This window comes from Morganella sp. B601, from assembly GCF_051172335.1.
Lineage (GTDB): Bacteria > Pseudomonadota > Gammaproteobacteria > Enterobacterales > Enterobacteriaceae > Morganella > Morganella morganii.
The window spans coordinates 707,301-732,689 of the sequence record NZ_JBPIZE010000001.1 but is presented as its reverse complement, the minus strand read 5'-3'; the positions used below and the strand labels follow the sequence as shown (position 1 = coordinate 732,689).

Annotated in this window: 31 protein-coding genes and 3 tRNA genes; 11 read left to right on the top strand and 23 right to left on the bottom strand. The window is 47.3% G+C overall.

Annotated features, from left to right (window positions below; translation table 11 throughout):
• Positions 1-46: 46 nt before the first annotated feature.
• The gene (locus ACSBQN_RS03620; protein ID WP_354633208.1) at positions 47-199 is read left to right on the top strand and encodes a hypothetical protein; all 153 of its coding nucleotides are present in this window, start codon (positions 47-49) and stop codon (positions 197-199) included.
• On the opposite strand, the gene ACSBQN_RS03615 is transcribed toward ACSBQN_RS03620, so the two are convergent.
• The 14 genes from ACSBQN_RS03615 to ACSBQN_RS03550 all read right to left on the bottom strand — a co-directional run bounded on the left by ACSBQN_RS03615 (position 180) and on the right by ACSBQN_RS03550 (position 10,199).
• A complete protein-coding gene (locus ACSBQN_RS03615; RefSeq protein WP_214074099.1) occupies positions 180-749 on the bottom strand; it encodes a hypothetical protein in 570 nt (189 codons plus the stop codon). The two genes, ACSBQN_RS03620 and ACSBQN_RS03615, sit on opposite strands and share 20 nt — an antisense overlap.
• Before the next feature lie 142 nt (positions 750-891).
• A complete protein-coding gene (locus ACSBQN_RS03610) occupies positions 892-1,425 on the bottom strand; it encodes an antiterminator Q family protein (RefSeq protein WP_434991597.1) in 534 nt (177 codons plus the stop codon).
• Positions 1,413-1,724 (bottom strand): Ref family recombination enhancement nuclease, encoded by a 312-nt coding sequence (locus ACSBQN_RS03605; RefSeq protein WP_087825562.1) that lies wholly within the window; start codon positions 1,722-1,724, stop codon positions 1,413-1,415. Before ACSBQN_RS03605 ends, ACSBQN_RS03610 begins: the two co-directional genes overlap by 13 nt.
• A gap of 12 nt (positions 1,725-1,736) precedes the next feature.
• Positions 1,737-2,330 carry a DUF1367 family protein gene (locus ACSBQN_RS03600; RefSeq protein ID WP_049246697.1) on the bottom strand — a complete coding sequence of 198 codons (594 nt, stop codon included), beginning with the start codon at positions 2,328-2,330 and terminating at the stop codon, positions 1,737-1,739.
• Between the two features lie 177 nt (positions 2,331-2,507).
• Positions 2,508-3,308 carry a serine protease gene (locus tag ACSBQN_RS03595; protein WP_354633206.1) on the bottom strand — a complete coding sequence of 267 codons (801 nt, stop codon included), beginning with the start codon at positions 3,306-3,308 and terminating at the stop codon, positions 2,508-2,510.
• 118 nt (positions 3,309-3,426) lie between these two features.
• Positions 3,427-3,774, bottom strand: coding sequence for a hypothetical protein (locus tag ACSBQN_RS03590; protein ID WP_354633205.1), 348 nt, complete (start codon positions 3,772-3,774; stop codon positions 3,427-3,429).
• A gap of 69 nt (positions 3,775-3,843) precedes the next feature.
• Positions 3,844-5,994, bottom strand: a complete 2,151-nt coding sequence (locus tag ACSBQN_RS03585; RefSeq protein ID WP_337137003.1) for a phage N-6-adenine-methyltransferase — start codon at positions 5,992-5,994, stop codon at positions 3,844-3,846.
• Positions 5,994-6,227, bottom strand: coding sequence for a hypothetical protein (locus tag ACSBQN_RS03580; RefSeq protein WP_087696379.1), 234 nt, complete (start codon positions 6,225-6,227; stop codon positions 5,994-5,996). The genes ACSBQN_RS03585 and ACSBQN_RS03580 overlap by 1 nt, the downstream gene beginning before the upstream one ends.
• Positions 6,228-6,426: 199 nt before the next feature.
• Positions 6,427-7,797, bottom strand: coding sequence for a replicative DNA helicase (locus ACSBQN_RS03575; RefSeq protein ID WP_201894067.1), 1,371 nt, complete (start codon positions 7,795-7,797; stop codon positions 6,427-6,429).
• Between the two features lie 2 nt (positions 7,798-7,799).
• Positions 7,800-8,372 (bottom strand): ATP-binding protein, encoded by a 573-nt coding sequence (locus ACSBQN_RS03570; protein WP_201894066.1) that lies wholly within the window; start codon positions 8,370-8,372, stop codon positions 7,800-7,802.
• Complete coding sequence (locus ACSBQN_RS03565) at positions 8,365-9,216, bottom strand: helix-turn-helix domain-containing protein (protein ID WP_434991596.1); 852 nt, start codon at positions 9,214-9,216, stop codon at positions 8,365-8,367. The genes ACSBQN_RS03570 and ACSBQN_RS03565 overlap by 8 nt, the downstream gene beginning before the upstream one ends.
• A 1-nt stretch (position 9,217) precedes the next feature.
• Positions 9,218-9,442: a hypothetical protein gene (locus ACSBQN_RS03560; protein ID WP_367142921.1), complete on the bottom strand. Its 225-nt coding sequence runs from the start codon at positions 9,440-9,442 to the stop codon at positions 9,218-9,220.
• 15 nt (positions 9,443-9,457) lie between these two features.
• Positions 9,458-9,910 (bottom strand): toxin YdaT family protein, encoded by a 453-nt coding sequence (locus ACSBQN_RS03555; protein WP_434991595.1) that lies wholly within the window; start codon positions 9,908-9,910, stop codon positions 9,458-9,460.
• 43 nt (positions 9,911-9,953) lie between these two features.
• On the bottom strand, positions 9,954-10,199 hold the full coding sequence (locus ACSBQN_RS03550; RefSeq protein ID WP_036423348.1) for a transcriptional regulator: 246 nt from the start codon (positions 10,197-10,199) through the stop codon (positions 9,954-9,956).
• Positions 10,200-10,304: 105 nt separating this feature from the next.
• Between ACSBQN_RS03550 and ACSBQN_RS03545 the strand changes: the two genes are divergently transcribed.
• The 9 genes from ACSBQN_RS03545 to ACSBQN_RS03505 all read left to right on the top strand — a co-directional run bounded on the left by ACSBQN_RS03545 (position 10,305) and on the right by ACSBQN_RS03505 (position 16,141).
• Positions 10,305-11,000, top strand: a complete 696-nt coding sequence (locus ACSBQN_RS03545; RefSeq protein WP_369444805.1) for a S24 family peptidase — start codon at positions 10,305-10,307, stop codon at positions 10,998-11,000.
• A 406-nt stretch (positions 11,001-11,406) separates the two neighbouring features.
• Positions 11,407-11,739, top strand: coding sequence for a hypothetical protein (locus ACSBQN_RS03540; protein ID WP_036423353.1), 333 nt, complete (start codon positions 11,407-11,409; stop codon positions 11,737-11,739).
• A gap of 15 nt (positions 11,740-11,754) precedes the next feature.
• Positions 11,755-13,752 carry a hypothetical protein gene (locus tag ACSBQN_RS03535; RefSeq protein WP_434991594.1) on the top strand — a complete coding sequence of 666 codons (1,998 nt, stop codon included), beginning with the start codon at positions 11,755-11,757 and terminating at the stop codon, positions 13,750-13,752.
• Positions 13,749-14,246 (top strand): siphovirus Gp157 family protein, encoded by a 498-nt coding sequence (locus ACSBQN_RS03530; RefSeq protein WP_087825573.1) that lies wholly within the window; start codon positions 13,749-13,751, stop codon positions 14,244-14,246. Before ACSBQN_RS03535 ends, ACSBQN_RS03530 begins: the two co-directional genes overlap by 4 nt.
• A gap of 65 nt (positions 14,247-14,311) precedes the next feature.
• Complete coding sequence (locus ACSBQN_RS03525; protein ID WP_004240298.1) at positions 14,312-14,479, top strand: hypothetical protein; 168 nt, start codon at positions 14,312-14,314, stop codon at positions 14,477-14,479.
• A gap of 14 nt (positions 14,480-14,493) precedes the next feature.
• Complete coding sequence (locus tag ACSBQN_RS03520) at positions 14,494-14,664, top strand: hypothetical protein (RefSeq protein ID WP_201894050.1); 171 nt, start codon at positions 14,494-14,496, stop codon at positions 14,662-14,664.
• 70 nt (positions 14,665-14,734) lie between these two features.
• Positions 14,735-14,914, top strand: coding sequence for a hypothetical protein (locus ACSBQN_RS03515; RefSeq protein WP_036423362.1), 180 nt, complete (start codon positions 14,735-14,737; stop codon positions 14,912-14,914).
• On the top strand, positions 14,898-15,116 hold the full coding sequence (locus tag ACSBQN_RS03510; protein WP_214214161.1) for a DUF4224 domain-containing protein: 219 nt from the start codon (positions 14,898-14,900) through the stop codon (positions 15,114-15,116). The genes ACSBQN_RS03515 and ACSBQN_RS03510 overlap by 17 nt, the downstream gene beginning before the upstream one ends.
• A gap of 2 nt (positions 15,117-15,118) precedes the next feature.
• Positions 15,119-16,141: a tyrosine-type recombinase/integrase gene (locus ACSBQN_RS03505; RefSeq protein WP_434991593.1), complete on the top strand. Its 1,023-nt coding sequence runs from the start codon at positions 15,119-15,121 to the stop codon at positions 16,139-16,141.
• 126 nt (positions 16,142-16,267) lie between these two features.
• Here ACSBQN_RS03505 and ACSBQN_RS03500 read toward each other — a convergent pair.
• The 9 genes from ACSBQN_RS03500 to tdcB all read right to left on the bottom strand — a co-directional run bounded on the left by ACSBQN_RS03500 (position 16,268) and on the right by tdcB (position 23,283).
• Positions 16,268-16,354: transfer RNA gene (locus tag ACSBQN_RS03500), tRNA-Leu, on the bottom strand.
• A gap of 6 nt (positions 16,355-16,360) precedes the next feature.
• Positions 16,361-16,434 (bottom strand) — tRNA-Cys (locus ACSBQN_RS03495).
• 1 nt (position 16,435) lies between these two features.
• Positions 16,436-16,511 (bottom strand) — tRNA-Gly (locus ACSBQN_RS03490).
• A 142-nt stretch (positions 16,512-16,653) separates the two neighbouring features.
• A complete protein-coding gene (pgsA, locus tag ACSBQN_RS03485; protein ID WP_004240294.1) occupies positions 16,654-17,202 on the bottom strand; it encodes a CDP-diacylglycerol--glycerol-3-phosphate 3-phosphatidyltransferase in 549 nt (182 codons plus the stop codon).
• Between the two features lie 208 nt (positions 17,203-17,410).
• A complete protein-coding gene (uvrC, locus tag ACSBQN_RS03480) occupies positions 17,411-19,258 on the bottom strand; it encodes an excinuclease ABC subunit UvrC (protein WP_337137010.1) in 1,848 nt (615 codons plus the stop codon).
• Between the two features lie 33 nt (positions 19,259-19,291).
• The gene (locus tag ACSBQN_RS03475; protein WP_024473492.1) at positions 19,292-19,951 is read right to left on the bottom strand and encodes a response regulator; all 660 of its coding nucleotides are present in this window, start codon (positions 19,949-19,951) and stop codon (positions 19,292-19,294) included.
• A 217-nt stretch (positions 19,952-20,168) separates the two neighbouring features.
• The gene (locus ACSBQN_RS03470) at positions 20,169-20,789 is read right to left on the bottom strand and encodes a nitroreductase family protein (RefSeq protein ID WP_004240289.1); all 621 of its coding nucleotides are present in this window, start codon (positions 20,787-20,789) and stop codon (positions 20,169-20,171) included.
• 146 nt (positions 20,790-20,935) lie between these two features.
• A complete protein-coding gene (gene tdcC / locus ACSBQN_RS03465; protein ID WP_004240288.1) occupies positions 20,936-22,264 on the bottom strand; it encodes a threonine/serine transporter TdcC in 1,329 nt (442 codons plus the stop codon).
• A gap of 32 nt (positions 22,265-22,296) precedes the next feature.
• Positions 22,297-23,283, bottom strand: a complete 987-nt coding sequence (tdcB, locus tag ACSBQN_RS03460) for a bifunctional threonine ammonia-lyase/L-serine ammonia-lyase TdcB (protein ID WP_004240287.1) — start codon at positions 23,281-23,283, stop codon at positions 22,297-22,299.
• A gap of 1,330 nt (positions 23,284-24,613) precedes the next feature.
• Here tdcB and fabG point away from each other — a divergent pair.
• Complete coding sequence (gene fabG / locus ACSBQN_RS03455) at positions 24,614-25,369, top strand: 3-oxoacyl-ACP reductase FabG (RefSeq protein WP_024473493.1); 756 nt, start codon at positions 24,614-24,616, stop codon at positions 25,367-25,369.
• Positions 25,370-25,389 lie beyond the last annotated feature (20 nt).

Sequence of the window (25,389 nt, the reverse complement as noted above, 5' to 3'; positions counted from 1 at the left end):
ATATTGTTAAATCGCCAAAAATAACAATCTAAATAAGGAAAATTTGATGAGTGAAACCCCCAAAAAAACTGAGGAAAGCAAGCCTCAACCGGCCCCGCAACCAAAGCCAATAAAACCAGCACCTCGTGAGCGGAATCTAAGAACAGACTACACCTTTGTCACCGACTCTGCTGATAATATCAACCAAAGAAATAAATAAGCACTGATATTACAAGTGCGCAAGCAGGGGTAAGGATTGTAACAATCCTTACCCTTTCAAGCTCACGCGCTATCCTAGTATTCTCCGCCTTACTTATTTCGGCGATCCTCGTTAAGTCAGCAAGTCGATAGCGTCTTAGGATGTTAAGTGTCGATCGCTTAGATGAAAACCCTCTTGATTCAAACCCCACGTAATCCTCCTCACCAAACCCTTTATAGTCGTCATGGTACAACGCGTACGGTGTCGAGGAAGCGAGTGCACGCGATCTGACAATAAGAACACGCAGAACAAGGTATATAGCGCACAACGTCCAGTAGACTGACAATGCAAGCATTCCTGCTGTCAAGTAATCAAGCGTGGGACGTTGTGTTAACAATAAAAAAGATGAACCGACCCCTGCAATCAATATGCTTAATAATTTTTGGCCATTTTCTTTATTTATAGTATTAGAGTGATGGATTTCTCTTATGCAATCCTCGCCATGCTTTTCCAAAAAATCGACAAGCTTATCGTCAGCGTCTAAAAAATAGTCGTCTGGTAGATTTTTCATTTCGGCTCCATCAACATTTTTTCAGCACACAGGATATTATTTTCACAATTAATAATCCAATCTCAGAAACGAAAAAACCCAGCGCATTGGCTGGGTTAGTTGGTACAGTTACAAAAACGGCAACTTACCCTGAAATAGTGGCTCATTGATTCAAAGAAGTCAACACGTTTTTGTTATTTCGCTTCATGATCTTTTCCTTTTCCCTGTTTTTAAATGCATCTACCAGCGGTTGGTATAATAAATACTCAGCCGCTTTTAGTATTTCATCCACCTCCCGACGGCATGTAGATAATGACGGTTTACGGGAACGTAACATACCGTTTCTGCGCACCATGACGCGTGGTGCACAGGCCTTATGATGCTGCCGGGCAATTTCACGATCCGAGGCACAGAAGACATACCGGGCCAGCAGCATTTTAAACGCCTCACGATCCAGATGATAAAGGTGATCAACTATCCCCTGTATCAGCAGTCCATCCTCATCACTGCAGGTAGGTCTGTCCGGGTAGCTGCGGCGTTCAACTGTAGCCATAAATTCGGCTATCATGCTGCTCTGCCGTTTCACCAACCGACCGCTGTACACCCACGCCCCGAACCTTGCCAACCAGTTCTGTAACCAAGCCTCGCGTTCTTCATCCAGTTGCAAACTATCTGAAATACTCATTACACTCGGCATAAACGCAGCTCCCTGACTTCCTGTATTACCTGCTCCAGTAATTCACGTTCGCTGCCGTGGATCTGCTGCCATGTTGCAGGGGCTGCATGGAATCCCGTTTCGTAACATGCCCGGTGGTGCTGCGGACATAAAGGGAGTACGGAATAATGATCCGCCCTTTGTCCCATACCCTGCCCGTTTCTCACATGATGCAGTTCTGCACGGGATGCCCCGTACCCCATGTTACGGCAGCAGATACAACCGAGTTCGGCCACATCCGACAGCCATTGCTGTTCTGCTTTGGTCTTTGATTTGGTCATTGGTCTTGCCTCTCAGGTAAAATCTAATAACTGTGCTGCCGCGTTCTCAGCGGCCTGTTGCGTGGAAAAATTGCGGTACAGAATGAAGTTCCACAGCACATCAAGCGTGGATTTATAGAGTTCGCCAAACTGTAGATCGTCCATTTTGGCAAAGCTGATTGATTTGGCGACACGGCGCAGGCTGCCGTCAGGCATTTCGTAGGTGTCATACTGCCCGGCCTGCTCGATAGCCCAGGAGCGGAAAGCGTCAAAGGATTTTGTCGCAGTAATATTCTGCGCGCGTTTTTGTGCTACATCATCAAGATAAACGTCAGCCGCTGACTGCAGAGCATCGTCATTGTCCGTGTAATAAGCGAGGAATTTCACATACCCGCGAACCAGTTCTTTTTCTTCCGGCGAAATGGTGCCGCCGACCGGTTCCCAATATTCATAACCGAGGTTCAGGAGTGCGAAATATTTACGATGAAATCGTGGGTTACGTGCTTTTTTGAAGTCTGCTGACAGCACATCACCGCACTTAACTTTTGAATGCAGGTAATCCCTTGCTGCCGGATTTGCTGGCGCAAGAGTATCGTTGGGGAGTTTGATAAAGCTATGCTGTGCCATGGTGTTCTCCGGTGACACAGCGGGTATTCAGGATGCTGGTTGTTCAGGCCAGCACTTGAATAGTACATTGGTGTGATAGAAATTGCCAATCTGTATTGGCCTAATGTTAACTCATCCTACATCACCCTTTATTTGACAATCCGTGTTATATCAGACGTGATATTTAGGACATAAAAATCATTTCATTAGATCATTAACTTCGTTAGAAAAATCAATAAAAGTTGCTCCGACCAGATATTGCCCTCTTTTAACACGATGTTCTTTAAATATTCCTACCGCTCGTAAAGAAAACTGATCGTTAGCGCCTCTCATAACGATCTGCGCAATTACCCCACCACTCATACCGGCTAGTGAAGGTACAGATGTCTTATTGCTTATCGGTTCAAAAGTTATATTTTTCTTTTTACCTTCAGGGACAAAATGGAAAAAAATATCTTCAGTTTCCACCTCATAGAAAAATTTGTGGAAATTTATATTAAATGGTGTCAGTCCTTTATTTGGTCGCATTTTGTGTAAAATATTATATTTTGCAGGATAACCCATGATAACAAATGACGAAGTTTGCGCTTCACAGCTATCACAAGTAGAGGTAAATACTTTACTGTTAGGGATCTCCATTGCAATTCTTTTAGGTATAGGAATTAACGCGTAGTCTTGCTCATTATTAAAAAAAACTTCCAAATTGCCAAATGAAAATTTAGCGCCATTAATTGATATAAAAGAGAAATCACTTTTACGCATATCATCTATCACATGAGCAGCAGTTACTATGGAGGGCATCCTACCAGCACATAGATAGAGAAAACCGCTGCCTACTAAAAAAGCCTCCTGTGGATTGAATTCTCCTGTGACGAAAAATGAAACCAATGCACTCTGCCAATCCTGTGAAAGCACTGATGTCTTATTCCTTTCTATCCAGTCAGGAACAAAAATACCGACAGGCAAGTAAGGATATATTGAAGTTGAATCAATCAGCATGACAACTCCTCAATATTGTTTAGCCGAAATGATTAATATCTTGAAGAATATACAGAAATACAAGTTAGTTCCAAACTACTTTCTTCAGTATATACTGTCAAATCAAAATATACGTACCTTATTTATTGATTACATGAAGCTTTAATTCGTGCCATCCGAGGGTATTCCAGCACTCAGCGTCACCAGCCATGCAACATTCTGTCACTGGTAGTTTCTCGCCACATTTCCGACAAGTTTTCTTACTCAGTTCCTCAATTTCAGATTTTAGCGACCGGTCATCGATTCTGATGAGCATCGTAAGGTACTCATTCAGCTCATAAGGTTCCCGACCTGGCCGCCGCAACGCACAATTGCGCTGCAGCATTTCCAGTTCCTGTTCATCCACCAGCAACTCAAGTTTGACAATCCCGGTTTTCTTTTGCCGCGCTCTCTGCTCGGCTTTGCGCTCTGCCGGGGACTTAGCCATTGAATGATCCCCCTATCGTGGTAACAATCGCACTACAGAACAATATGAACAGAATATATCGAGTAAACATCACGCAGCCTCCCCTGTTTTCTCCACCAGCCAGTGCGCCTGCTGCATAAACAGTTCACCGATGGCGATCAGTTCGTCGCGGCTGATATAACTAATTTTGTCTCCCTGCCAGTCCTTATCCAGGATGACAACCGCACCGGCAAAGAAAGCACCTGACGGTTTCTGTTTTTCATCAGCCGGCACAAACCAATCCGGTAAATCGAACCCGATACGACCACGGATGAATGCAACATGATCTGCCCACTCCGGCCACCACACTTCACTCGTTGCTGCTTTCAGCAGGAAAACGTATCGACCACCCTTCTCACGCATAGCCTGAGCGTGTTCCATGATGTTACGAACACCAGTTACGGCCTGTTTGTCGTGATAACTACTGCGGGAATATGGCGGGTTGCCATACGCTGCGCCACCCAACTCTTTCAGTTTTTCTGACCAGTCCTGTGTGAGCGCGTTATCTTCGGCGGTGTAATAATTCGGGCATTTGCTGTTCTGACCATCTGTAAACAGGTCGAGAGTGAACGGGCCGAACTTCGCGTTGATACCCCAGTACAGCGCATCAGGCGTCCGCCACTGGTCACCGACCTCTTTCAGCATGTGAGCAGGTTTATTACGCAGTTCTCCCAGCGCAATCACGTAATCAGAACGCAGATCCGGAGTTTCCTCCTCAGGCAGTGCGGCAAGGATACGCTCACCAATCCAGCGCATAACCGGTACCGCCATGCTGTTACCGATAGCGCGGTAACGTGGGCCGTCCGGGCAGTCAGCAGCATCTTTACCACGCCAGCTGATTAGGGTGTGGTTATCCTGGAATCCCTGTAACCGCTCACATTCGACGGGAGTCAGGCGGCGGACAGTCATAGTGTTAAAGTCCGCTATATTTCTTTCCTGTCCGCGCCCGCCGCCTGCGGGTGATGTCAGGGCATATGCTAATTCACCGCCGATTTCTAAATTTCGTCCGCCGTCCCTGCCTCTTTCCTGGAATGAAACCACTGCCGGTGGCTGCCCTGCATTCTGGTTGCTGTTGCTGCTGTTACCGGCCCGTAATGTCGGAGACAGGTTTTCGGTGGCATCAGCACCGTAGTCTTTACAGCTGAATGCGATACAGGCATTTTCCTGATCAAGCCTGTCGTCAGAAACGGATAACGGTTTAACCGGAAAACCGTGAAATTGCCGCACAAGCCGAATGTCTCTATCAGTGATACCCTCATCATCAGCCTGAACGAAAAGTGCATTTTCCTGCCCGTGGTTACGTCCCAGCGTGTGCGCCAGTTCGTGATTTACATCCGGATCTTGTGTGCCGTGTACCGCAAAGGTATCAGTATCAAAATCTAACCGGGCACCGTGTGCTGTGCAGGTAGTGGCAACTTTGATTTCACCGGAAGTATTACCCCCACCGAATGCAATCAGATGTCCGGCCTGTGCCTGGTTGTCGTCTGCGCCTGTTGCACCAACGCCGTTTTTAGTAAGAGCGGCAACTGTCTGCCCCGTTTCTCCGCACGGCGTAATATCCCCGTGCACGCTGTCGTACTCAAAAAGTATTTCTGCGGGACAGATGTCTGTTCGAGCACTTGCGACAACGAACACACGACGGCGTCGCTGCGCGACTCCGAAATATTGAGCATCGAGGATCCGCCACGCGATAGTTCTTTTGGGTCCAGACACATAACCAACGTTTGTCCATTTTTCCCCTGTCGGCTTGAGTTCTTCACTTTCCCCGGCAAGTCCTGCAAGGAAGCAACCAAAGGCGTTATCTTTGCTGCTGAGCACACCAGGGACGTTTTCCCAGACAATGATTGCCGGTTGCTCACCGTTTTGTTCTCTTTTTTCATCAATGCTGTCCGCTAATTCAACGTAAGAAAGGGTTAATTGTCCGCGTTCGTCACTCAGGCCACCGCGTAATCCGGCAACACTGAATGCCTGACACGGTGTGCCGCCCACCAGCAGATCTGGTGCAGGTACATCACCGGCGCGAACAGCTACAGCGATTTTTGTCATATCGCCCAGGTTATCCACCTGCGGCCAGTGTGCAGCCAGTACAGCAGACGGGAACGGTTCAATTTCGCTGAACCAGAGGGGTTTCATTCCGACAGGCTCCCAGGCGACCGAAGCGGCTTCGATGCCGGAGCATACAGATCCGTAAGTAAGAGTCATCACTTCATCACCCTCTGCCAGTAGTTCAGGCGCTCCCGGAAAAACGGTTGCTGATCCACCGGTGTTTTTTCGATAGCCACCAGTACAGCCGTTCTGTGTATTTTCTGCATTCTGAGCTGCTTAATCAGACGACTGGCAGCCAAATCAAGCTGCTCTTTTTCCTGATACTCAACGGGCCACAGGGCGCGATTGTGAGGCAGACCTGCAGGTAAATAATTTGATTGTCCGGACATGCTCACTCCCCTTTTTTCTTTGGTTCAGGGGCAGATTGATACGGGATTTTTTTCCGCGCCCGGCGCGCGGCATGCAGCCGGTCTAAGTGGCAGTCAGTATGATCACAGCCATCATCTGGCATGCGGGGATAGTTATCACGCACGAGAGATTCGCACGTAACAGGGTCTTTGATTATCATGGTCTTTGCCTCTGTTGGTCTTAAAATGCTTTGTCGGCGTAGCGGCGTCTTTTAGGTACCTCCGCCTGTTGCTGCATACGGCTTACTTCTGCTGCTGAAATCTGGTCGGTTGGCAGATAGTGGCCGTTTTTAAATTCCTGATACACAGTTCCGGTTTCTCCGTGCCGGTTCTTCTCGATGATGATCTCCGCATAGTTTTTTGCCGGGCTGTTCGGGTTATAAACGACGTCCCGGTAGGTGAGGAAAATAAAATCTGCATCCTGTTCCAGACTACCGGAGTCACGCAGATCTGCAGCGACCGGACGGCGCTGGTTCAGCGGTCGTTTATCCACGTCACGGGATAACTGACTCAGAGCCACAACCGGTGTGTGAATACTTTTAGCCAAGCCTTTCATACCGGCCGATATCGCAGCAATAGCCAGGTCGTTACGCTCCGCTTTAGGCTTTTTAATCAGCCCTAGGTAGTCGATGAAAATGCCTTTTGTGGCCGGATATTTGCGCTTATGGCGCTCACTGATGGCGCATATCTGATCAATGGTCAGATTACTGGCATCGATAATGTGAATGTCCCGGTCAATAAGATGTGCGATTGCCGAACTGATCCGCGCCCAGCCTTCGTCGTCCAGATCACAATTGCGCATTTTGGAAACCGGCAGTTGCGCAGCCCCGGCAATCATGCGCTCGGCGATCTGCATATTTGCCATTTCCATGGAGAACATCAGCACAGAATCACCGGCAGTTGTCATTTTTTCCATCATCGTGAGTGCCAGCTCAGTTTTACCCATGCCCGGCCGACCGCCGATAAAAATCAGATCTGTAGGGTTAAAACCACCGATTTTATCGTCCAGCGCTTCGATACCAGTCCGGATCATCATGCCGCTGCCCTCGCCCCGGTTCCGTTTCTCCAGCACATCAACATAACCGTCAATCAGTTCGTTGAGATGAACCGGTACCAGGCTTTCTTTCTCGCTGGTGATCAGGGTGAACTCGCTGCTGAACTTCTGAATGACGCTTTCCGCTTGCTCATGCGTGGCCGCATCAGTAATTTCCGTCTGGAATTTATTTATCAGCGCTGTAATTTTGCGAACTGCCGCATAATTTCTGACTTTCTCGGCATACCCTTTCAGGTTTGCGTATGAAATAGTTTTTCTGGTGAGCTCCATGATATGAGCAAAATCACCATTTCCCCCGAGAGCATCCGCGATAAATACCGGATCGATAATCGCACTCGTCAGTGCCTGTTTTTTAATTTCCCGGTACACTCTGGAAAAGTACCTGACACTGAAAGCATCATCAGGCAGTGTTGCCAGAACGTCATAGGCATCCTGAGTGGCACCACCGGCCAGCAAACCACCAATGACAGCGGCTTCTAATTCCTGCTCACTGAACATAATCAATTACTCCGGTAGCTTGGCCAGTTGAACGACAGTACTGCGCCACCTTCCAGCATGCGGTCAACAACGCGTTCACCCAGCAGCGGGGCCAGTTCGTTCAGCGGCAGGTTGCTGATCATGATCGTCGGCAGCATGTCCTCGTACCGGTCGTTAATCACTTCAAACAAAATATTGCGCTCTGAGTCAGTTCCGTACTGCACCCCAATTTCGTCGATAATCAGCAGACCCGGCTCGCAGTATTTTTCCAATACATCGAGCTCGCTGTATTCCGCATCACCAGCCCATGTACGGCGAAAAGCCCGGATGATACGCGCCGCTGTGGTGATAAATACCGATTCCTGCGCCTCAGTGGCAACCTGACGGGCGATTGACACTGCAAGGTGTGTTTTCCCGGTTCCGGGTGTTCCGCACAAAATAAGTGCCTCTCCGGCGGTTTTACGGGACAGCCATGTTTCGGCATACTCGCGGCAGATGTCCAGATTGTTTTTTGCATCAGGATTCGCCGGGTGATACGTCTCAAATGTCGCAGCAGCAAAGCGCGGCGGGATGTTCACGTTCAGTTCGTCAGACATGCTTGCCCCCGTTCACCCATGCCGCTGGGCGGCTCTCGTAGTTTTTCTCACTGAATCCGGAATGTGTGCTCGGTTTAGCCGGTTTCCGACCTGTGGTGCGTTCCGGGAATATTCCCTGCCAGCCGTTGGCAATCGAGTCACACAGCACAGAATCAGGATCCGGATGCCCGGCCAGCTTTTTGCCAATCTGCCGGCAGCTGGTTTCCGTCAGTGGTTTTTTAATCTCCTTCCGGAACTTCACCCAATCCTGCCAGGCAGGCTCGCTGACGTTTTCCGGACGGACTGACAACGGGTCAAATTTCACCGTGGATTTTTTCTGCGTCGCAGGCTTCGGATCCTCTTTTGAATTTACTGATGGATCATGTTTTGAATTTACTGATGGATCGCCTCCAGATTCTGGAGGGTGAAAACCCCCTTTAACGCCAGAATCTGGAGGGTCAAAACGCCCGGAATTACTGTTTTCTGACCGGTCGGATTCTGAACCGTCAGAAACTGGAGGGTGGGAAATTGCGTTATTTTCACGCTGTTTTTTCAGCTTTGCGATTTCCTGTAACGCGATAGTTTCCAGCTTATCGACATTGAGAAAATATAAATTCGATGCGTTACGGTTACCGTTCCGGCGCTGTTTTTTTGTCAGCCAGCCATCCTTTTCAAGCTCACTGCATGCATCGCGGATAGTGCTGACTCCTGCCCCAATCTGCCGGGACAGTGTTTCTACGCTCGGATAGCTGATCCCTTCATCACTGGAGAAATCAGCCAGGCGAACCATAATCATCAGTTTTGTGCCTTTCACACCGGAAACGGCACAGGCATCCCATACGTAGCCCTGAATTTTATTACTCACGTCACACCCCCAGTGCTCTGGCAATATCGCGGCATGCGTTCTGATACTGTTCAGGGGTCAGATTGCGCTGCAGTAATTTCGCTTTCTGTTGCTCATACTGTTCCCATACATTGAGGGCTGCCACACGACGACCTTCAAAAATGGGCCGTATCTGTTCAATGCCCACAGGTTTTCCGTTATGCATAAACCCGTTGCGATAGGTGATTTTTTCAGTTGTATTCAGCATTGGTCTTTGCCTCTCTCATGCGCTGGTCATGCGCATCGCATTTAATGCGGTTACTGCTTTTGATATGTACTGTGACATGTCACGACTGCCTAAAAGTGTTTCGCTGATTGCTGCAGCAAATTCTTTGATTGCCAGGGAAGCCAGATAATTAACCGACTCATCCCCGTTAACCCGCGCCAACCGGTCAGCAGGTAATGCAATTTTGATTGCCGGGATCAGCTCACTGAACTTTCTGTCTGCTGCCGGAGAATTACCGCGCAACCAACGGAAAATTTGCTGCCTGTTGTTATTAATCGCTTTCCAATCTGCGTTACCGGCCCCGTCTTCTATCGAGTACAGGCGTGACGGTTTATCACCACACAGTATTAAAAAATGCGCCCTGCTAATTTCGATTGCGACATGCTCCTGTCCCTTCTCTGCCGCCCATAATTCAATCTCATCCTTAATTATTTGATTGTTATTCATCATTTTGCGTCTCCTGTCGCGAAATTGATTATGAATAATCAGTTTTTTAACTGGCTAGCTGAGATAATTCACCACGGTCGGGTAAGCCATCAGCAATGTTCGGATAAATTTCTGGCGCTACCTCATGGGGGGTTATTTTCCAGCTGAGGCACTCACACAGACTTAAAACTTTTTGTGCCGGCACTCCGTTTTTAAACCACAGATTTACCGTTTGTGGTTTTATTCCCAACCTGCGGGCAATTTCTGACTGGTTGGCCAGTGTGACAATTTTGCTTTTAAGATTTGGTGTCATATCGGTCTCCTTAACCTGATTACAAGTTAATCTTACAATTACAAATTGGTGATTTCAAGTTTTTCTTGAAGTGATGAGTACAAGAAAACCTTGTAATATGACATTATGAAAAAGAATCCTAATGAAACATCAGCAGCCAGAATCAGCCAGGTTCTCACAGAGAATGGATGGTCACAGTCTGATCTTGCCCGCAGAATTGGTGTAAGACCTCAGTCAGTCCAATTCTGGGTAAGCGGGAAAACGGCACCAAGCGGAACAAATTTATCTGCATTGGCTTCTGTGTCCGGCTATCCGGAACACTGGTTTTTAATGGACGATATATCTGGAGGACCAGCCCGGCAGAGTGTTACAGCAAAAAAAAATGATTCATATCTTGTTGAATTACTTGATGTTGAAGCCAGTGCTGGCCCCGGCATCATAACAAAAGGTGAGTTCATGGAGACGATCAGATCGATTGAATACACCTCCGATGAAGCTTTACGCCTGTTTGGACACCGGCCAAGTGAAAACATAAAAATGATCACTGTTGCCGGTGATAGTATGCAAGGTACAATTAATCCTGGTGACCAAGTTTTTATTGATGTCCACATAAATTACTTTGATGGCGATGGTGTATATGTTTTTGTCTACGGACAAACATTACATATCAAACGGTTACAGATGATTAAAGATCAGCTTACAGTTATTTCCGATAATAATAATTATCGTGACTGGCAAATCACGAAAGAAGACGAAGATAAATTTTTCATTGCCGGAAAAGTGCTGATTAGTCAGTCCAGAGTTTACAAGCGCTACGCCTAAATCCCCATTCAACATTAAACTTTAAATTACAAGGAATTATACTCCTTGTAATTTTTAACGCCCGCAATTACAAGTTTTATTTGCAACTCAGACTTGCAATATTCAGTTTTTGCTTGTAGATTTGTCTCCATCAAAACCCCACAGTGGGTATTCAGGATAAACGTTCACAGTTTTACGCCAGCACCAGGAAACAAATAACGCCACGAAGATGGCAGAAGAGGCAAGACGACCTGACAGCCCGGAAAGACGGGCACTATATTTCAGACGTAAAAAAACCCACCGAGGTGGGCTCTTTTACCCGGAGTCGCCGACCAAAGCTAATCCGGAGTTCTGCTGACGGGACCAACCGTCAGAAGAGGCAAGACCAATGACGAATCATTGGAAACATCATTTTAAAGGAGTTGCTATGAAAGCACAACCTAACCCCCTCAAAGTCACGCTTTACGTCCATGCACAAAAGCGGTTTGACGGAAGTATCGCGTATTCAGTATACACCCACAAATTCAAAGCAACTGACGGCATGGGCTTCCCTGTTGCCGAACACCAGCTTGAATTACCTGTCCCCTCAGTCAGCAAATTCGATTTAGTTCAGGCCGAAATTGACAGTTTACGTGCAGAACAAAACAAGATCCTTGCTGATGCAACCGCCAAAACCAGATTACTGGAAGACCAGATACAGGCGCTGCTATGCCTGGAGGGCAAAGTAATTTCCAAAGACGACGAAGCATTACCTTACTGACCAGAGGCAAGACCAATGACCAATTATATCTGTGCATTTAATCCCATAGATGCGGCACTTAAAGACGGAGCTGTAACTGTAGCAATCACTATTTCCGCCAATTCCAAGAAGATGGCCAGAGCAATGGCCACCGTGATGCTGGAGGAAACTTATCCTGAAAATACAGGGAAGTTTGATGTGGCGGCACCAATAATCTGCGAAGCTCAGGCAGGCAAACCAGCACCGGCCGGCGATAGTTTTGATGAACATTTTGCCAAAGAGTACGAGTTCAACGGTACCGACTGGCAGAAACGTGAAGAAGAAATGGTAGTGTTTGCAAAAACGGCACCAGTCGTTCGTATTGCGGCGATCATGCTGTATGAAAAAACACAATTTACCCGCAATGAGTACCGCAAAGCGGTCGATTTTGTTCACGAAAGTGATGAATACCCGCAGATCCGGAATATTGCAAAAGGTATCGCGGCCACACGCACGGTTTCCCTGCTGAATGAACAGGATTTAGAAGCGCTGGTAAATACTGTTCTGGAAAAAGCTCAGGATGGTATTACCGAAGCAGAAGCACAAAAGCTGGCAGAAGAATACCTGTTCCCTACAGAACCGGCCACCGGGCAACTCCCTGTCCCGGAGCAAAAGCAACGTAATTTTGAACATAATTACGCGACACTGGATCAGGAAATAGCCCTCGCCCTTCTTCCCGGTAATTTTGACCCATGGGAAATTCAGCCAAGCAAACTTACCGCTGCGAAAAAGCTGATCAGTGATGAAGATGAAAGCTGGCGGCGCTGGTCTACTGAGTTCCGTATTATCCCGACTGCATTGCAGATCCCGCGTGAAACAGTCTTTGCTGTCGTACGTGAAGGAAAAGAATTACCTGACCTGATGAGCGATGCGGCAGCCCGTAAACAGTTTGTGGCTGACCATATCGGCATAACACAGGCGGAAAACTGTCATGACCAGGAAACAGGCCGGTCCGGTCCGGATATTACGGAAGATAAATCCCCCGTAGCTGCAGAACCGGAAAAACCAAAACGCACCCGTACTAAAAAAGCGGATAAGCCGGCAGAGAAACCAGCTCCGGAAGTAGCGGCCAACGATGAACCAAGCACCATAGCGCAGACACCGAAACCGGTTCACGCCGAGGAACCCGCTACTGATGACTTCCGCAGCCGCGCCGAGGTGATTGCCGCGGTTCTGGCAGACACGGATAACCTGAGTATCTGGAAGCAGGTACAGCGCACAGATCCACGCTTTACCAAGCCTTTAGAGGGAGCGGGATTTCAGGGTACCAGCATTAACAGTAACTACATGTTTATGCGTGCTACCGAAATTTTCGGACCGATCGGTGAAGGTTGGGGCTATGAGGTGGTTGAAGAAAAATTCCTGGACGGCAAACCGCTGACTGAACCTGTTCTGGAAAACAACAAACAGATTGCTCTGCGTTACCTGCGTGACGCAGACGGTTCTCTGTTCTGCGAGCAAAATCATTCAATAAAAATCCAGTTTTGGTACCGCAGCAAAGATGGCGAGCGCTGTTATTTTGAAAGCTACGGTGCGACACCATACCGCTATCAGACCCAATACGGCATAAAAGTTGATAGTGAAGTCATCAAAAAATCACTGACAGACGCGATTAAAAAAGCACTGTCAATGCTCGGGTTTTCTTCTGATGTGTTCATGGGTATGCACGATAACCCTGAATATCTCATCAAAAATAAAATGGAATTTGAAATCAAAGCGGCCAGCGAGAACGCAGAGGACAGCGTCCGGATCCGCGAGGAGCTGGACGAGAAATTTAAACGCAACACGGAAACTATGCGGACGGCAGTCACGACCAATGAGCTGCGTGGTATCGCATCCACCCTGTCACGGGAGATTTCCGTACATGTTAATAATGCAAAATCCCGTGGCGATAAAGAATATCAGAAATACCTCGAGGGCCGCCTGCGCCGCCTGAAAGCTATTGAAGATGAATGTTTAACCGCACTGACTGAAAAACAAGAGGCAGACCAATGAGTACAACCGCTATCGCATTAGCCGCAGACTATGAAAAACTGCAACGACTGGTAGAGACCGGTGAATTCACCCCGGAAGAAATAGCCGACACACTGGAAGGTATCGAGGGCGCACTCGGCGATAAACTGGACGCGATTATGATCCACGTCCGTAACCTTGAAGGGCAGGCAAATACGCTGGGTGAAGAAGCCAAACGCCTGGCGGATCGTGAAAAGTCATTTAAGCGTCAGGCCAAAGACCTAAAAAAATATGCACTAACCTGCTTACTGGCATCCGGCCAGGACAAACTGAAAACAGTGAAAAACACATTTACTGCGGCAAAAGGTCGGGCATCAGTAGTTATTGACGATGAATCACTTATCCCTGATTCACTCGTTGATGTACAAACCATCGTGTCACCGGATAAAAAAGCCATCAAAGAAGCGCTGGAAAATGGTGTTGAAGTCCCTGGCGCCCGAATTGAAATTGGTGAACGTTCACTGATGGTCCGGTAATTACCCACGGTGCCCGGCAATCGGGCACTTTGTTTCAGTGTGACATGTCACGATAAGGCAGACCAATGCTAAAACACCAACACTACAAAGACCGGCCGGTAAAGCTCACGTTCCCTGACGGCAGTCACGGCTACATCCATACAGACCGCCGGTGTGATGTGTATTACGACCTGCCTCCGCAGGTGAAAATTGAGGCCCGTAACGAACCGCAGCAGAAGGATGAAAGCAAATGATATACGGATTGTTCATGCTGATTTGCTCTGCCACCAGCTGCGAATATCAGCCCTACGGCTACGTTTATCCCGATGAGCAAAATTGTCTGATGGATAAAGAAGCACTGATCGTGAAGGGTATTTTTTCAGAGTGCTATCTGATTGATGAAATTATCTCGGCCGATTTTTCTCAGACAAAAAGTTGATTAAGCATAATCAGTTTTATTCCGCCACGGTGATTACCATGATGCCAATACCATTACAGGGGAAAACATCATGGAACCGTGGCAACCAGGACAACAATTACTGACCGACTTTGATATTAAATTAGGCCGCCTGGCTGCGAGTGTAAAAAACAGACCATGCACTCCGGCAGATATTAAACGCTCATGCGATACAGCCGACCTTCTTATTTTATTGATGATGAGGCAAGACCAAAATGAAAAACGAGAGTGACGTAATTACCCCGGACGAAATGATAGAACTGACCGGCTATCAATTCCCGTCAAAGCAGTGTGAGGTATTAGAGCGCGCCGGTATCTTTTTTATAAAGCGGCCGGATGGATATCCAAAAACAACCTGGGCGCATTTTAATAGCCCGCTGGCTAAACGGCAGGCATTACCGGTATCAGAAGAACCTGACTTCGGAGCTATGTGATTATGGGGAGGAAAAGGAAAAATCCTGCTGATAACTGGATGCCAAAGCGGGTTAAACGGGGCAGATCTGCTTTTGAATTTATTACTCCGGATAACAAAACAATCCGGCTTTGTGATTTTTCATGTACTCAGGCTGAGGTATGGGTAGCATACGAAAAACTGATAGACGATCAGAAAAATGAGGCAACATTGACAGCATTGTTTAACTCATTTTTCATTTCCGCCGACTTTACTAACCTGTCACCGGAAACACAGAAAGATTATCGTAAATATTCCGGCAAGCTATTACCTGTATTCGGGAAAATGCAGCCTGATAATATAAAGCCTGAGCATATCCGTAAATATATGGATAAGCGCGGCACTAAAAGCCCGACACAGGCAAACAGGGAAAAAACGCTGCTATCCCGTGTTTTTGGCTGGGGTTATGAGCGCGGACTGGTAAAAAGCAATCCATGTAAAGGTGTGCGGCAATTCAAGGAGCAAGCCAGGGAGCGCTATATTACAGATGATGAATATAATGCGCTCTATTCCGTATCCCCTGTAGTTGTCAGGATAGCAATGGAAATAGCGTATCTCTGCGCAGCCCGGCAAGCTGATGTTTTGGCATTAACTTATTCGCAATTAACAGAGGATGGTATTTACATTAAGCAGGGAAAAACAGGTGTAGCACAAATAAAGGCATGGACGGAGCGCCTGCATGCAGCTATAAACCTGAGTAATACTCTCCCCCTTGATTCTGGTATCAGCAGTATTTATGTACTTCATCAATCCAGAGGATCCGGGTATACACGGGATGGTTTCAACAGTCGCTGGCGAAAGGCCAAAGAGGCTGCAGCTAAAAAATTCCCGCACCTGAATTTTAACTTCACCTTTCATGATTTGAAGGCTAAAGGTATTTCAGATCTCGATGGACCACTGTCAGAAAAACAGAAAATATCGGGACATAAAAATATCACTCAAACAGCCCGGTATGACAGAAAAGTGGTGGTTGTTCCTGTTGTCGGTGGTCAGAAAAAGACAGTTTGAAGGAGAGAATATAGTGAAATTATATAGTGAAAATATAGTGAAGTGTGACTCAGGGCACAAAAAAAGCGACCATACAGGTCGCTCTCTTTTAACTCTAACCCACTGATAAATCAATGAATTCTTATATGGTGCCCAGAGCGGGACTTGAACCCGCACAGCGTTGCCGCCGAGGGATTTTAAATCCCTTGTGTCTACCGATTTCACCATCTGGGCTGAATATGGAGGCGCGTCCCGGAGTCGAACCGAGGTACACGGATTTGCAATCCGCTGCATGGCCACTCTGCCAACGCGCCCTGGAGCGGGAAACGAGACTCGAACTCGCGACCCCGACCTTGGCAAGGTCGTGCTCTACCAACTGAGCTATTCCCGCATCTCTGAACTTACTGATTTACTTATTTGTTTTCGTAAACCGCTGTGTCGTTCGGATGCGTTGCATTCTACTGATTTCACGCTGTGAGTCAACCGCTTAATTCATGAAAAATGATCGTTCGCTGTTTTTTACAGCATATCGATCAGGCTTCGCTCAAATCCGCCCATGCAGCGCGTAAATATTGGAACATAGACCAGAAAGTCAGGATCATTGCAATGTAGAAAAGGATGAAAGCAGCAATTTCCGTCAGGTCATTCGGCCGCCAGATAAGTCCCACCAGCGCCACCATTTGTGCCGTGGTTTTGACTTTCCCCATCCAGGAAACCGCAACACTGTTGCGTTTGCCCAGCTCCGCCATCCATTCACGCAGTGACGAAATAATAATTTCACGGGCAATCATTGTGATAGCAGGCAACGTTATCCACCAGACCGCATAGTATTCTGTTACCAGTACCAGTGCGGTCGCCACCATCACTTTATCAGCGACAGGATCCAGGAAGGCCCCGAAACGGGTGGTTTGTTTTAAACGGCGGGCAAGAAAGCCATCAAACCAGTCTGTCATCGCAGCAATGACAAAAATAGCGGCGCTGACAACAGGTGCCCAGCTGAACGGCAAATAGAAGGCGAGGACAAAGAACGGTATCAGGATAACGCGAAACAGAGTCAGCCATGTAGGGATATTTAATCGCATAACGGAGCCATTATTTTATAAGTCAGATGAAAAAGCCGCTTGCGCATCTGCCGGCACATATTACCGCCCCGCTGATTCCGGGGCCTGTTGCGTGATTTTCAGGTTCTGCGCAATCCTACCGGATAGCATCATACTACCACAGTTACAGATAACTCACCGCTGTTATTGAAAAAATTCTCTTATCCGCCGCACAGATAAGCCCTGTTTATTAATGCTTAAGTGCATGGAAAATTTTTTCCGCCAGTGCATACGAGATAGTCGGGACTTTGGCGATTTCATCGATGCTGGCGTTACGCAGCGGCTGTAATCCGCCCATGTATTTGAGCAGCATCTGCCGCCGTTTCGGCCCGATACCTTCTATCGATTCCAGCGCACTGGTGTTTTTGACTTTTGCCCTGCGTTGCCGGTGACCGGTGATCGCATGGTTGTGGGATTCGTCGCGGATATGCTGGATCACATGCAGCGCCGGTGAGTCCGGCGGCAGCGCCATCCCTTCCCCGGAGGCGGCAAAAAAGAGGGTTTCCAGACCCGCTTTGCGGTCACTGCCCTTTGCCACACCGATCAGTTTCGGTCTGTTTTTATCCCAGTCCACGTCCAGGCCGTCAAAGGCTTCAATCGCTTTACCGAGCTGGCCTTTACCGCCGTCGATAAAAATAACATCGGGGATTTTTTCATTGCCGATATGTTTGCCGTAGCGGCGGTGCAGCACCTGATCCATCGCCGCATAGTCATCCCCGGGCGTGATACCGGTGATATTGTAACGGCGGTATTCCGATTTCACCGGCCCGTTGCTGTCAAAAACCACACAGGAAGCCACCGTCTGATCACCCATGGTATGGCTGATATCAAAACATTCCATACGGTTGATGGTTTCAATGCCGGTCAGTTCTGACAGGGCTTTCATGCGTGTCGCGATAGTGGATTGCTGCGCCCGTTTTGTCATCAGCGCGGTCACGGCATTGGTGTGTGCCAGCTTCAGATAACGGGCCCGGTCACCGCGCGGTTTCGGCTGGATAAGGATCCGCCGGCCGGCAAACTGAGACAGGGTTTCTTCCATAATCTCTTTTTCCGGTAACGGGAAATCCAGCAGAATATCATCCGGTAATGAGCGGTTTTCACTGCCCTGGAGATAAAACTGGCCGATAAAGGTTTGTACGATTTCATCCGGCTCAGTACCTGCCGGGACTTTCGGGAAGTAGCTGCGGCTACCCTGCACGCGGCCGTTGCGGATAAACAGGACATGGATACAGGCCAGACCGGCATCAAAATAAACACCCACGACATCCAGGTCATCTCCGGAGCCGGTGACAAACTGTTTTTCAGTGACAGCACGGACAGCCTGAATCTGATCCCGCAGACGGGCAGCCTCTTCAAAACGCAGTGCCTGACTGGCCTGCTCCATTTTTTCCACCAGTTCTGTCAGCACCTGCTGATCTTTACCTTCCAGAAACAGGCGGACCAGGTTCACTTCTCTGTCATAGTCCTCATCACTCACCAGCCCTTTGACACACGGCCCCAGACAGCGGCCAATCTGGTATTGCAGACACGGGCGGGAGCGGTTGCGGTAGACGCTGTCCTCACACTGACGGACGGGGAACAGTTTCTGCATCAATGCCAGCGTTTCACGCACAGCATAGGCGTTCGGGAACGGCCCGAAGTATTCCCCTTTGGCGTGTTTGGCCCCGCGGTGAACAGCCAGCCGCGGATGTTTGTCATTGCTGCTCAGATAGATATACGGATAGGATTTATCATCGCGCAACAACACGTTGTAACGCGGCTGATATTTTTTGATATAGGTGTGTTCCAGCAGTAACGCCTCTGTTTCCGTGTGCGTCACTGTGACATCTATCTGAGCAATATTTTTAACCAGCTGCTCGGTTTTTTTTCCCGAAACCTGCGTACGGAAGTAGCTGGAAAGCCGTTTTTTCAAATCTTTGGCTTTCCCGACATAAATCACTGTGCCTTCAGCATCATACATCCGGTATACACCGGGCTGGCTGGTCACAGTTTTTAAAAATGCTTTCGCATCGAATTCAGTTACAACCGCTTTTTCCATACAGGGTACAAACTCTCTGCTCTCAGTGTTTATTCATTCATCTGGCACCACGCTGTCAATATGGATCAGTCCGTAGCGCAATGCCAGATGAGTGAGTTTAATGTCACCATTAATATTCAGCTTATTAAATATTCTATATCTATAACTGTTCACCGTCTTGCTGCTGAGACACATTTTGTCGGCAATTTGTGTGACTTTGATGCCCTGCGCTATCATAACCATCACCTGGCGCTCCTGGTGACTCAGTTTATCCAGCGGATTACTGTCATGTGCATGCAGACGGGTGTCAAGAATGGTCTGCTGGGCGATATCCGGCGCCACATAGCGCTGGCCCCGGCTGATAATCCGGATGGCGTGCAGTAAATCCTCACGATCACTGCTCTGATACAAATACCCCGCCGCACCGCTGTTCATCACTTTATATGGTGAGATCAGGCTGTGTTCATCTGTCAGGATAATCACTTTGGTTTCGGAGGTATAACGGGTGATTTTTTTGGCAGCTTCCAGGCCGCTCATCACCGGAAAACCGATATCAAGCAGCGCCACATCCGCATGGTTATCGCGGCACCAGCGCACCGCCCCGGTGCTGTCCCTGACCTCCCCCGCCATTTTCATACCCGGTGTTGCCGTGATAATGGCCCCAATCCCTGCACGGTAAAATTCATTCGCATTTGCCACCAATACTGAAATCACACAGAACTCCTTTCTGAATTTTCAATAAATTTACCGTAAATTATACAAGGCCTGGTTAAACCGTTATTTAATAAAGATGACATTCTTCAGGTAACAGACTGAATATTATAAATATATCTCACGATTAAAAATTGATTTCAGTGATGATTCAACAGAAACAGAGAACATGAAAGGAGACGGCTGCCGGGAGACAGCAGCCGGAGACAGGCAGATAATGTTACGGCATATCAGGATGAAAGCGGTCAATGCTGACCAGCTGATCAAAAGGCAGTTTACCGATACGCGGATAAGGCTCACCGGCGGATTTGCCAATCGCCACCATCAGGCAGATCTCATAGTTTTCCGGCAGGTCGATAACTTCAGCCACCGCATTAAAATCAAATCCGTCCATCGGGCAGCTGTCATATCCCTGCGCTTTTGCCAGCAGCATCAGCGTCTGGGCAAAAATACCGGCACTGCGCATAATTTCATCACGCTGGGTTTCCGGTTTACCGCGATAGTAGTTATCAACCGCATTGACCATAAAATCCCGCACCAGCGGGTCGGCATCACGCCAGATTTCACGGGGACGGGAACTCCAGGCTGCCACATCACCGCATAAAATCACCAGCATGGAGGCGTCCGTCATCTGCGGCTGATCCCAGCCCACTTTGCGGATATTGCGGCGTTGTGCCGGATCCTCCACCAGCAGCGGCCGCCAGTGCTGAAGGTTAAAGGCACTCGGGGCGTTTTCCATCGCCAGTGACAACAGTGCTTTTTTCTCGTTAAGCGGGATTACAAAATCAGGATCAAACTTCTTGGTTGCTCTGCGCTGGCGCACGGCATCAATAACATTCATACAGACTCCTGTTTATTCCATTTATTATCCGGATGATTTATTTACCATAACATGAATTTGATTCCGGATGCGGGGTCACGATTACAACGCAAAAAAAACCCGCACTCCGGTGAGTGCGGGTTTTCAGTCATTAACTGTCAGCAGAATTATACGAACAGTTTGAACACGATGTTACCGATGGTCAGCAGACCGATGATGGTAACGAAGTAGTTAGATGCCTGACCTTTGTATTTGCTCAGAGCCGGTACGCGGTTAACAGCATACATTGGCAGTAAGCACAGCAGTGATGCGATGATTGGTGCACCCATTGCTTCAATCAGGTCCAGGATGTTCGGGTTGATGTAAGCGATGAACCAGGTAGAACCCATGATGAAGACCATAGAGATCAGGTTCAGTTTACCAACGCTGACTTTGTTTTTGTCGCCACCGAAAGCAAATTTCAGTAACAGACCGTTCATACCTTCCAGAGTACCCAGGTAGTGACCGAAGAAGGATTTGAAGATTGCAACCAGTGCGATGATTGGTGCAGCCCAAACCAGGATAGTCGCCAGAGTACCGTTAGCGCCGCCCACGTTGTTGAAGTGGTAAGCCAGGTAAGTCAGAACAGGAATGTTCATCTCTTTCGCTTCAGCCATGTTAGCCGGAGACAGCGCGAACAGGCAGCTGAATGCGAAGAACATAACCACACCCACCATCAGTAAACCTGCGCGGGAGATGATTTTGTTAACTTTCTGCTCGGTGAAATCTTTACCGCACGCCGCTTCGTATTCTTCACGTTTTGATACCACGAAAGAAGATACGATTGGTGAGAAGTTGAAAGAGAACACCATGATGGAAATACCCAGCCATACTGTTACCAGGATACCGCTGTGACCGAACAGCTGGAAGCTGTCTGCGTTCACACTTTCAAATACGGCAGTGTTCCAGTAAGGGATCAGAGCCAGAGATAACAGTACCAGGCTGGCAATGAACGGGAATACCAGGTAGCTCATTACGCGGACCATCAGATCTTTACCGAAGTAAATAATGACAGCCATTGCTAACAGCAGAATCAGTGCAACCACACCACGGTTCAGCGGCATCATGCCCAGCTGCTGTTCCCAGAATGCCATAAAGGTATTGGTGATGGTTACGCCGTAGATCCACAGGAGCGGACAGATTGCGAAGAAGTACAGGAAAGTGATGACAACACCACCGCCTTTACCAAAGTGCTCTTCAACAGTTTCTGTGATATCGCCTGACGGATTTTTGCCTGACAGACATAAACGTGCTAATGCACGGTGACATAAGAACGCAATCGGATATGCCAGAACCAGCATGATCAGAATCGGGATCAGGCCACCGTAACCGGCACGGATCGGGAAGAATAGTACCCCTGCACCTATAGCAGTACCGAACAGACCGAGTGTCCAGGTCGTGTCCGATTTACGCCAGCTTTTATACTCAGCCGGAATCTGGGTTTTGTCAGTACTCATGTTGCTTTTCCTTTTAAAAGACTATGCAAATATTATTTTTCGTGGGTACCAATAATTTCAGAGATACGAGTCAGGTCAATGTTCCCGCCGGAAATGATGCTGACTGTCTTCTTGTGTTCGATATATTTTTTCAGTTTCCCGCTAAGAATCGCAGCAGACGCCAGTGCACCGGCACCTTCGGTCACTACTTTGTTGCGCTGGATTAACGCAATCATGCTTTCGCGGATTTCTTCTTCTGTTACCAGAATGATGTCTGTCACCAGCTCTTTCACGATGTCATACGTGATACTGCCCGGAGTCGAAACATCACAACCATCTGCCACAGTACCGGCATCACGATGGGTCGTGATTTTACCAGCACGATATGATGCTTCCATACCATGAACGTTTTCAGATTGGACACCGATCACATTAATAGTCGGGTTGATGGATTTCAGAGCAACTGCAACACCGGCAATCAGACCGCCGCCGCCGATTGGAACGATAACGTTATCGACGTCATACAGATCTTCAAGGATTTCCAGACCGATAGTCCCCTGACCTGCGATTACTTTTTCATCATCGTATGGCGGGATAAAGATACGGCCTTCCTGCTCAATGATCTCTCTTGCTTTAGCAATCGTGTCATTGAAGTTATTACCGTGCAGAACAACTTCTGCAGAGTAATCTGAGGTTGCTGCAATTTTGGATTTTGGTGCACCGGTAGGCATAACAACTTTGCCGTTGATACCTAACATAGCGCAGGATAAAGAAACGCCCTGAGCATGGTTACCGGCTGAGCAGGCAACGATGCCCTGTGCTCTTTCTTCTGGTGTCAGCGAACTTAACTTGTTAAATGCACCACGGAGTTTAAATGAACCTGTGCGCTGCATGTTCTCAAATTTTAAGTGGATTGTGCCGTTGCACTTTTCACTTAAATAGTTGGACTTCGGCATACCCGTTTTATAGACATGTCCTCTGATGGTTTTTTGTGCATCAATGATATCTTTAATGGTTACCGGCAGATCGTATGTAATCATGACAAACCTCGTCCTATCTTTTTATATATATTAAAATTGAGTCTAACTATACCGACAAATTTAAAAACAACTGTATTTCAAATCATATTTTTAAAATATTCCCGAAAAACTTTCTCAACGTGTGATCCAATCCAAACTTCTTTCGGTTTTCTGTCTTTTTTAATGTTTTATATTTCATTTCAAGTTAAATGAAAATGACTTAATGTTGAGTATTTGTTAAATATCGGCAATGGGATTAACATTTAGTTGCGCAATGCAATCCCTTTCCCGTTTTTTGTTATCCATGCTATGTTTTTGTTAAAAAATAACTGCGTAAAAAGACGTACAAATGATCCCGTCACGTAAAAAAGGGCATGTATTTTGACAAAAATTAATCTTACCAAGGCCTCATCTTACAGCAAAATATCCTGATTTTTTTAACAATCCTGAAAATGCAATGTGATTCAAATCACTATAAATATTATATCTGATTGTTTATTAAAGATTTGAATGTTTTTTACTCATTGCAACCCTGATTTGCGGCAGATCGTAACATGTTCAGTTGTTCTGCACGCATTATCACCGGGTGCTAACCCAAGCCAAATTCGGATAAAAAATCATCAAATCATTTATTTATATGTTAATGATTCCCATTTATAGCCGAAGTGTTACATTTCCATGACATAAATCGTAACGTTTTTTTGCCTGACAGCCCGAAAAAGTGTTCACTTTAGGAAACAGCTAAATGGCTGTTTTTTTGGCCTGAATCTGTGTTTTTTTTAACCTTGCAATTAATTAAATATATATTTAATTTGTGACAATTTTATTTATAAGACATCTTTAAACCAAAATTAAACAATGAAAAATATTAATTTACTGAATGCTATTTTTAATAATCAAAAATGATATCTGGCTATTTTTTTATAACCCGATTTTTTCCTTTTTATTTTCTCCCGGACGGAAATAGCCGGTTTTTGTCTGTGGGTATAGTCGCTAATGTCAACATAAGCCAACTACGACAGACGGATAAGAATTTAAGACTTCAATATTGCGATTTTTCAGATTTAATATTTACTGTGAAAATAATCAGCCCATGTGATAAATCCATTGCTGCACAGCATTAAAACGGAAGAAAATGTTATTTTGCTAAAATCGATTCAGTCATAAGAATGGTTTTATGCGCCGCTGCCACAATTATCTGTTACAACATCCTGCTCACCCTGCAGATACTTGCCGGTGTGACAATCCTCATACTTCCTCAATCATGGCGGCTTTGCCATTGCATTCCGGGACAGCCATGCTGTAATGATTTACGACTTAAGTGTTAACCCCGGTAAACAGGAGAATGTATATGTTCGACTTGACAGGTAAAATCGCAGTGGTTTCCGGCGGCGCCAAAGGGATCGGGCGCGGCATCGTCACCGCGCTGAAAAAGGGCGGTGCTACCATTGTTATCGCCGATATTGATGAAAGAACCGGCAGCGCAACCGCTGCAGAGCTGGAAACAGACTTTATGGCACTGGATGTGACCTCTCAGTCTCAGTGCCGCACTGTTATCAGTAAGGTCAGAGAAAAGTACGGTCGTCTGGATATCCTCTGCTCAAATACCGGTATTTTCCCGCAATGCACCATCAAATCCATGACGGAGCAGGACTGGGATACCATGCAGAAGGTGAACGTGAAGGGGATGTTTTTCCTGGTTCAGGCCGCGCTGGGTGTGATGGAAGAACAAAAATATGGCCGGGTCGTGATTACCTCTTCCATTACCGGTCCGGTCACCGGCTTTCCGGGCTGGAGCCATTACGGCGCAAGCAAAGCTGCACAGCTCGGCTTTATGCGCAGTGCCGCGCTGGAATATGCCCGTCTCGGGATCACCATTAACGCAGTCCAGCCGGGCAATATCCTGACTGAAGGACTGAAAGCACAGGGTGAAACCTATCTGAACCAGATGCGTGCCACTATTCCGACGCACACGCTCGGTGAGCCGGAAGATATCGGTTATGCTGCGGCGTTCCTTGCCTCTGATGAAGCTAAATACATCACCGGACAGACCATCATTATTGACGGCGGCCAGATTTTACCGGAATCCCCGGAAGCGTTGCTCTGATAAAACAGCACGGGTGAGGA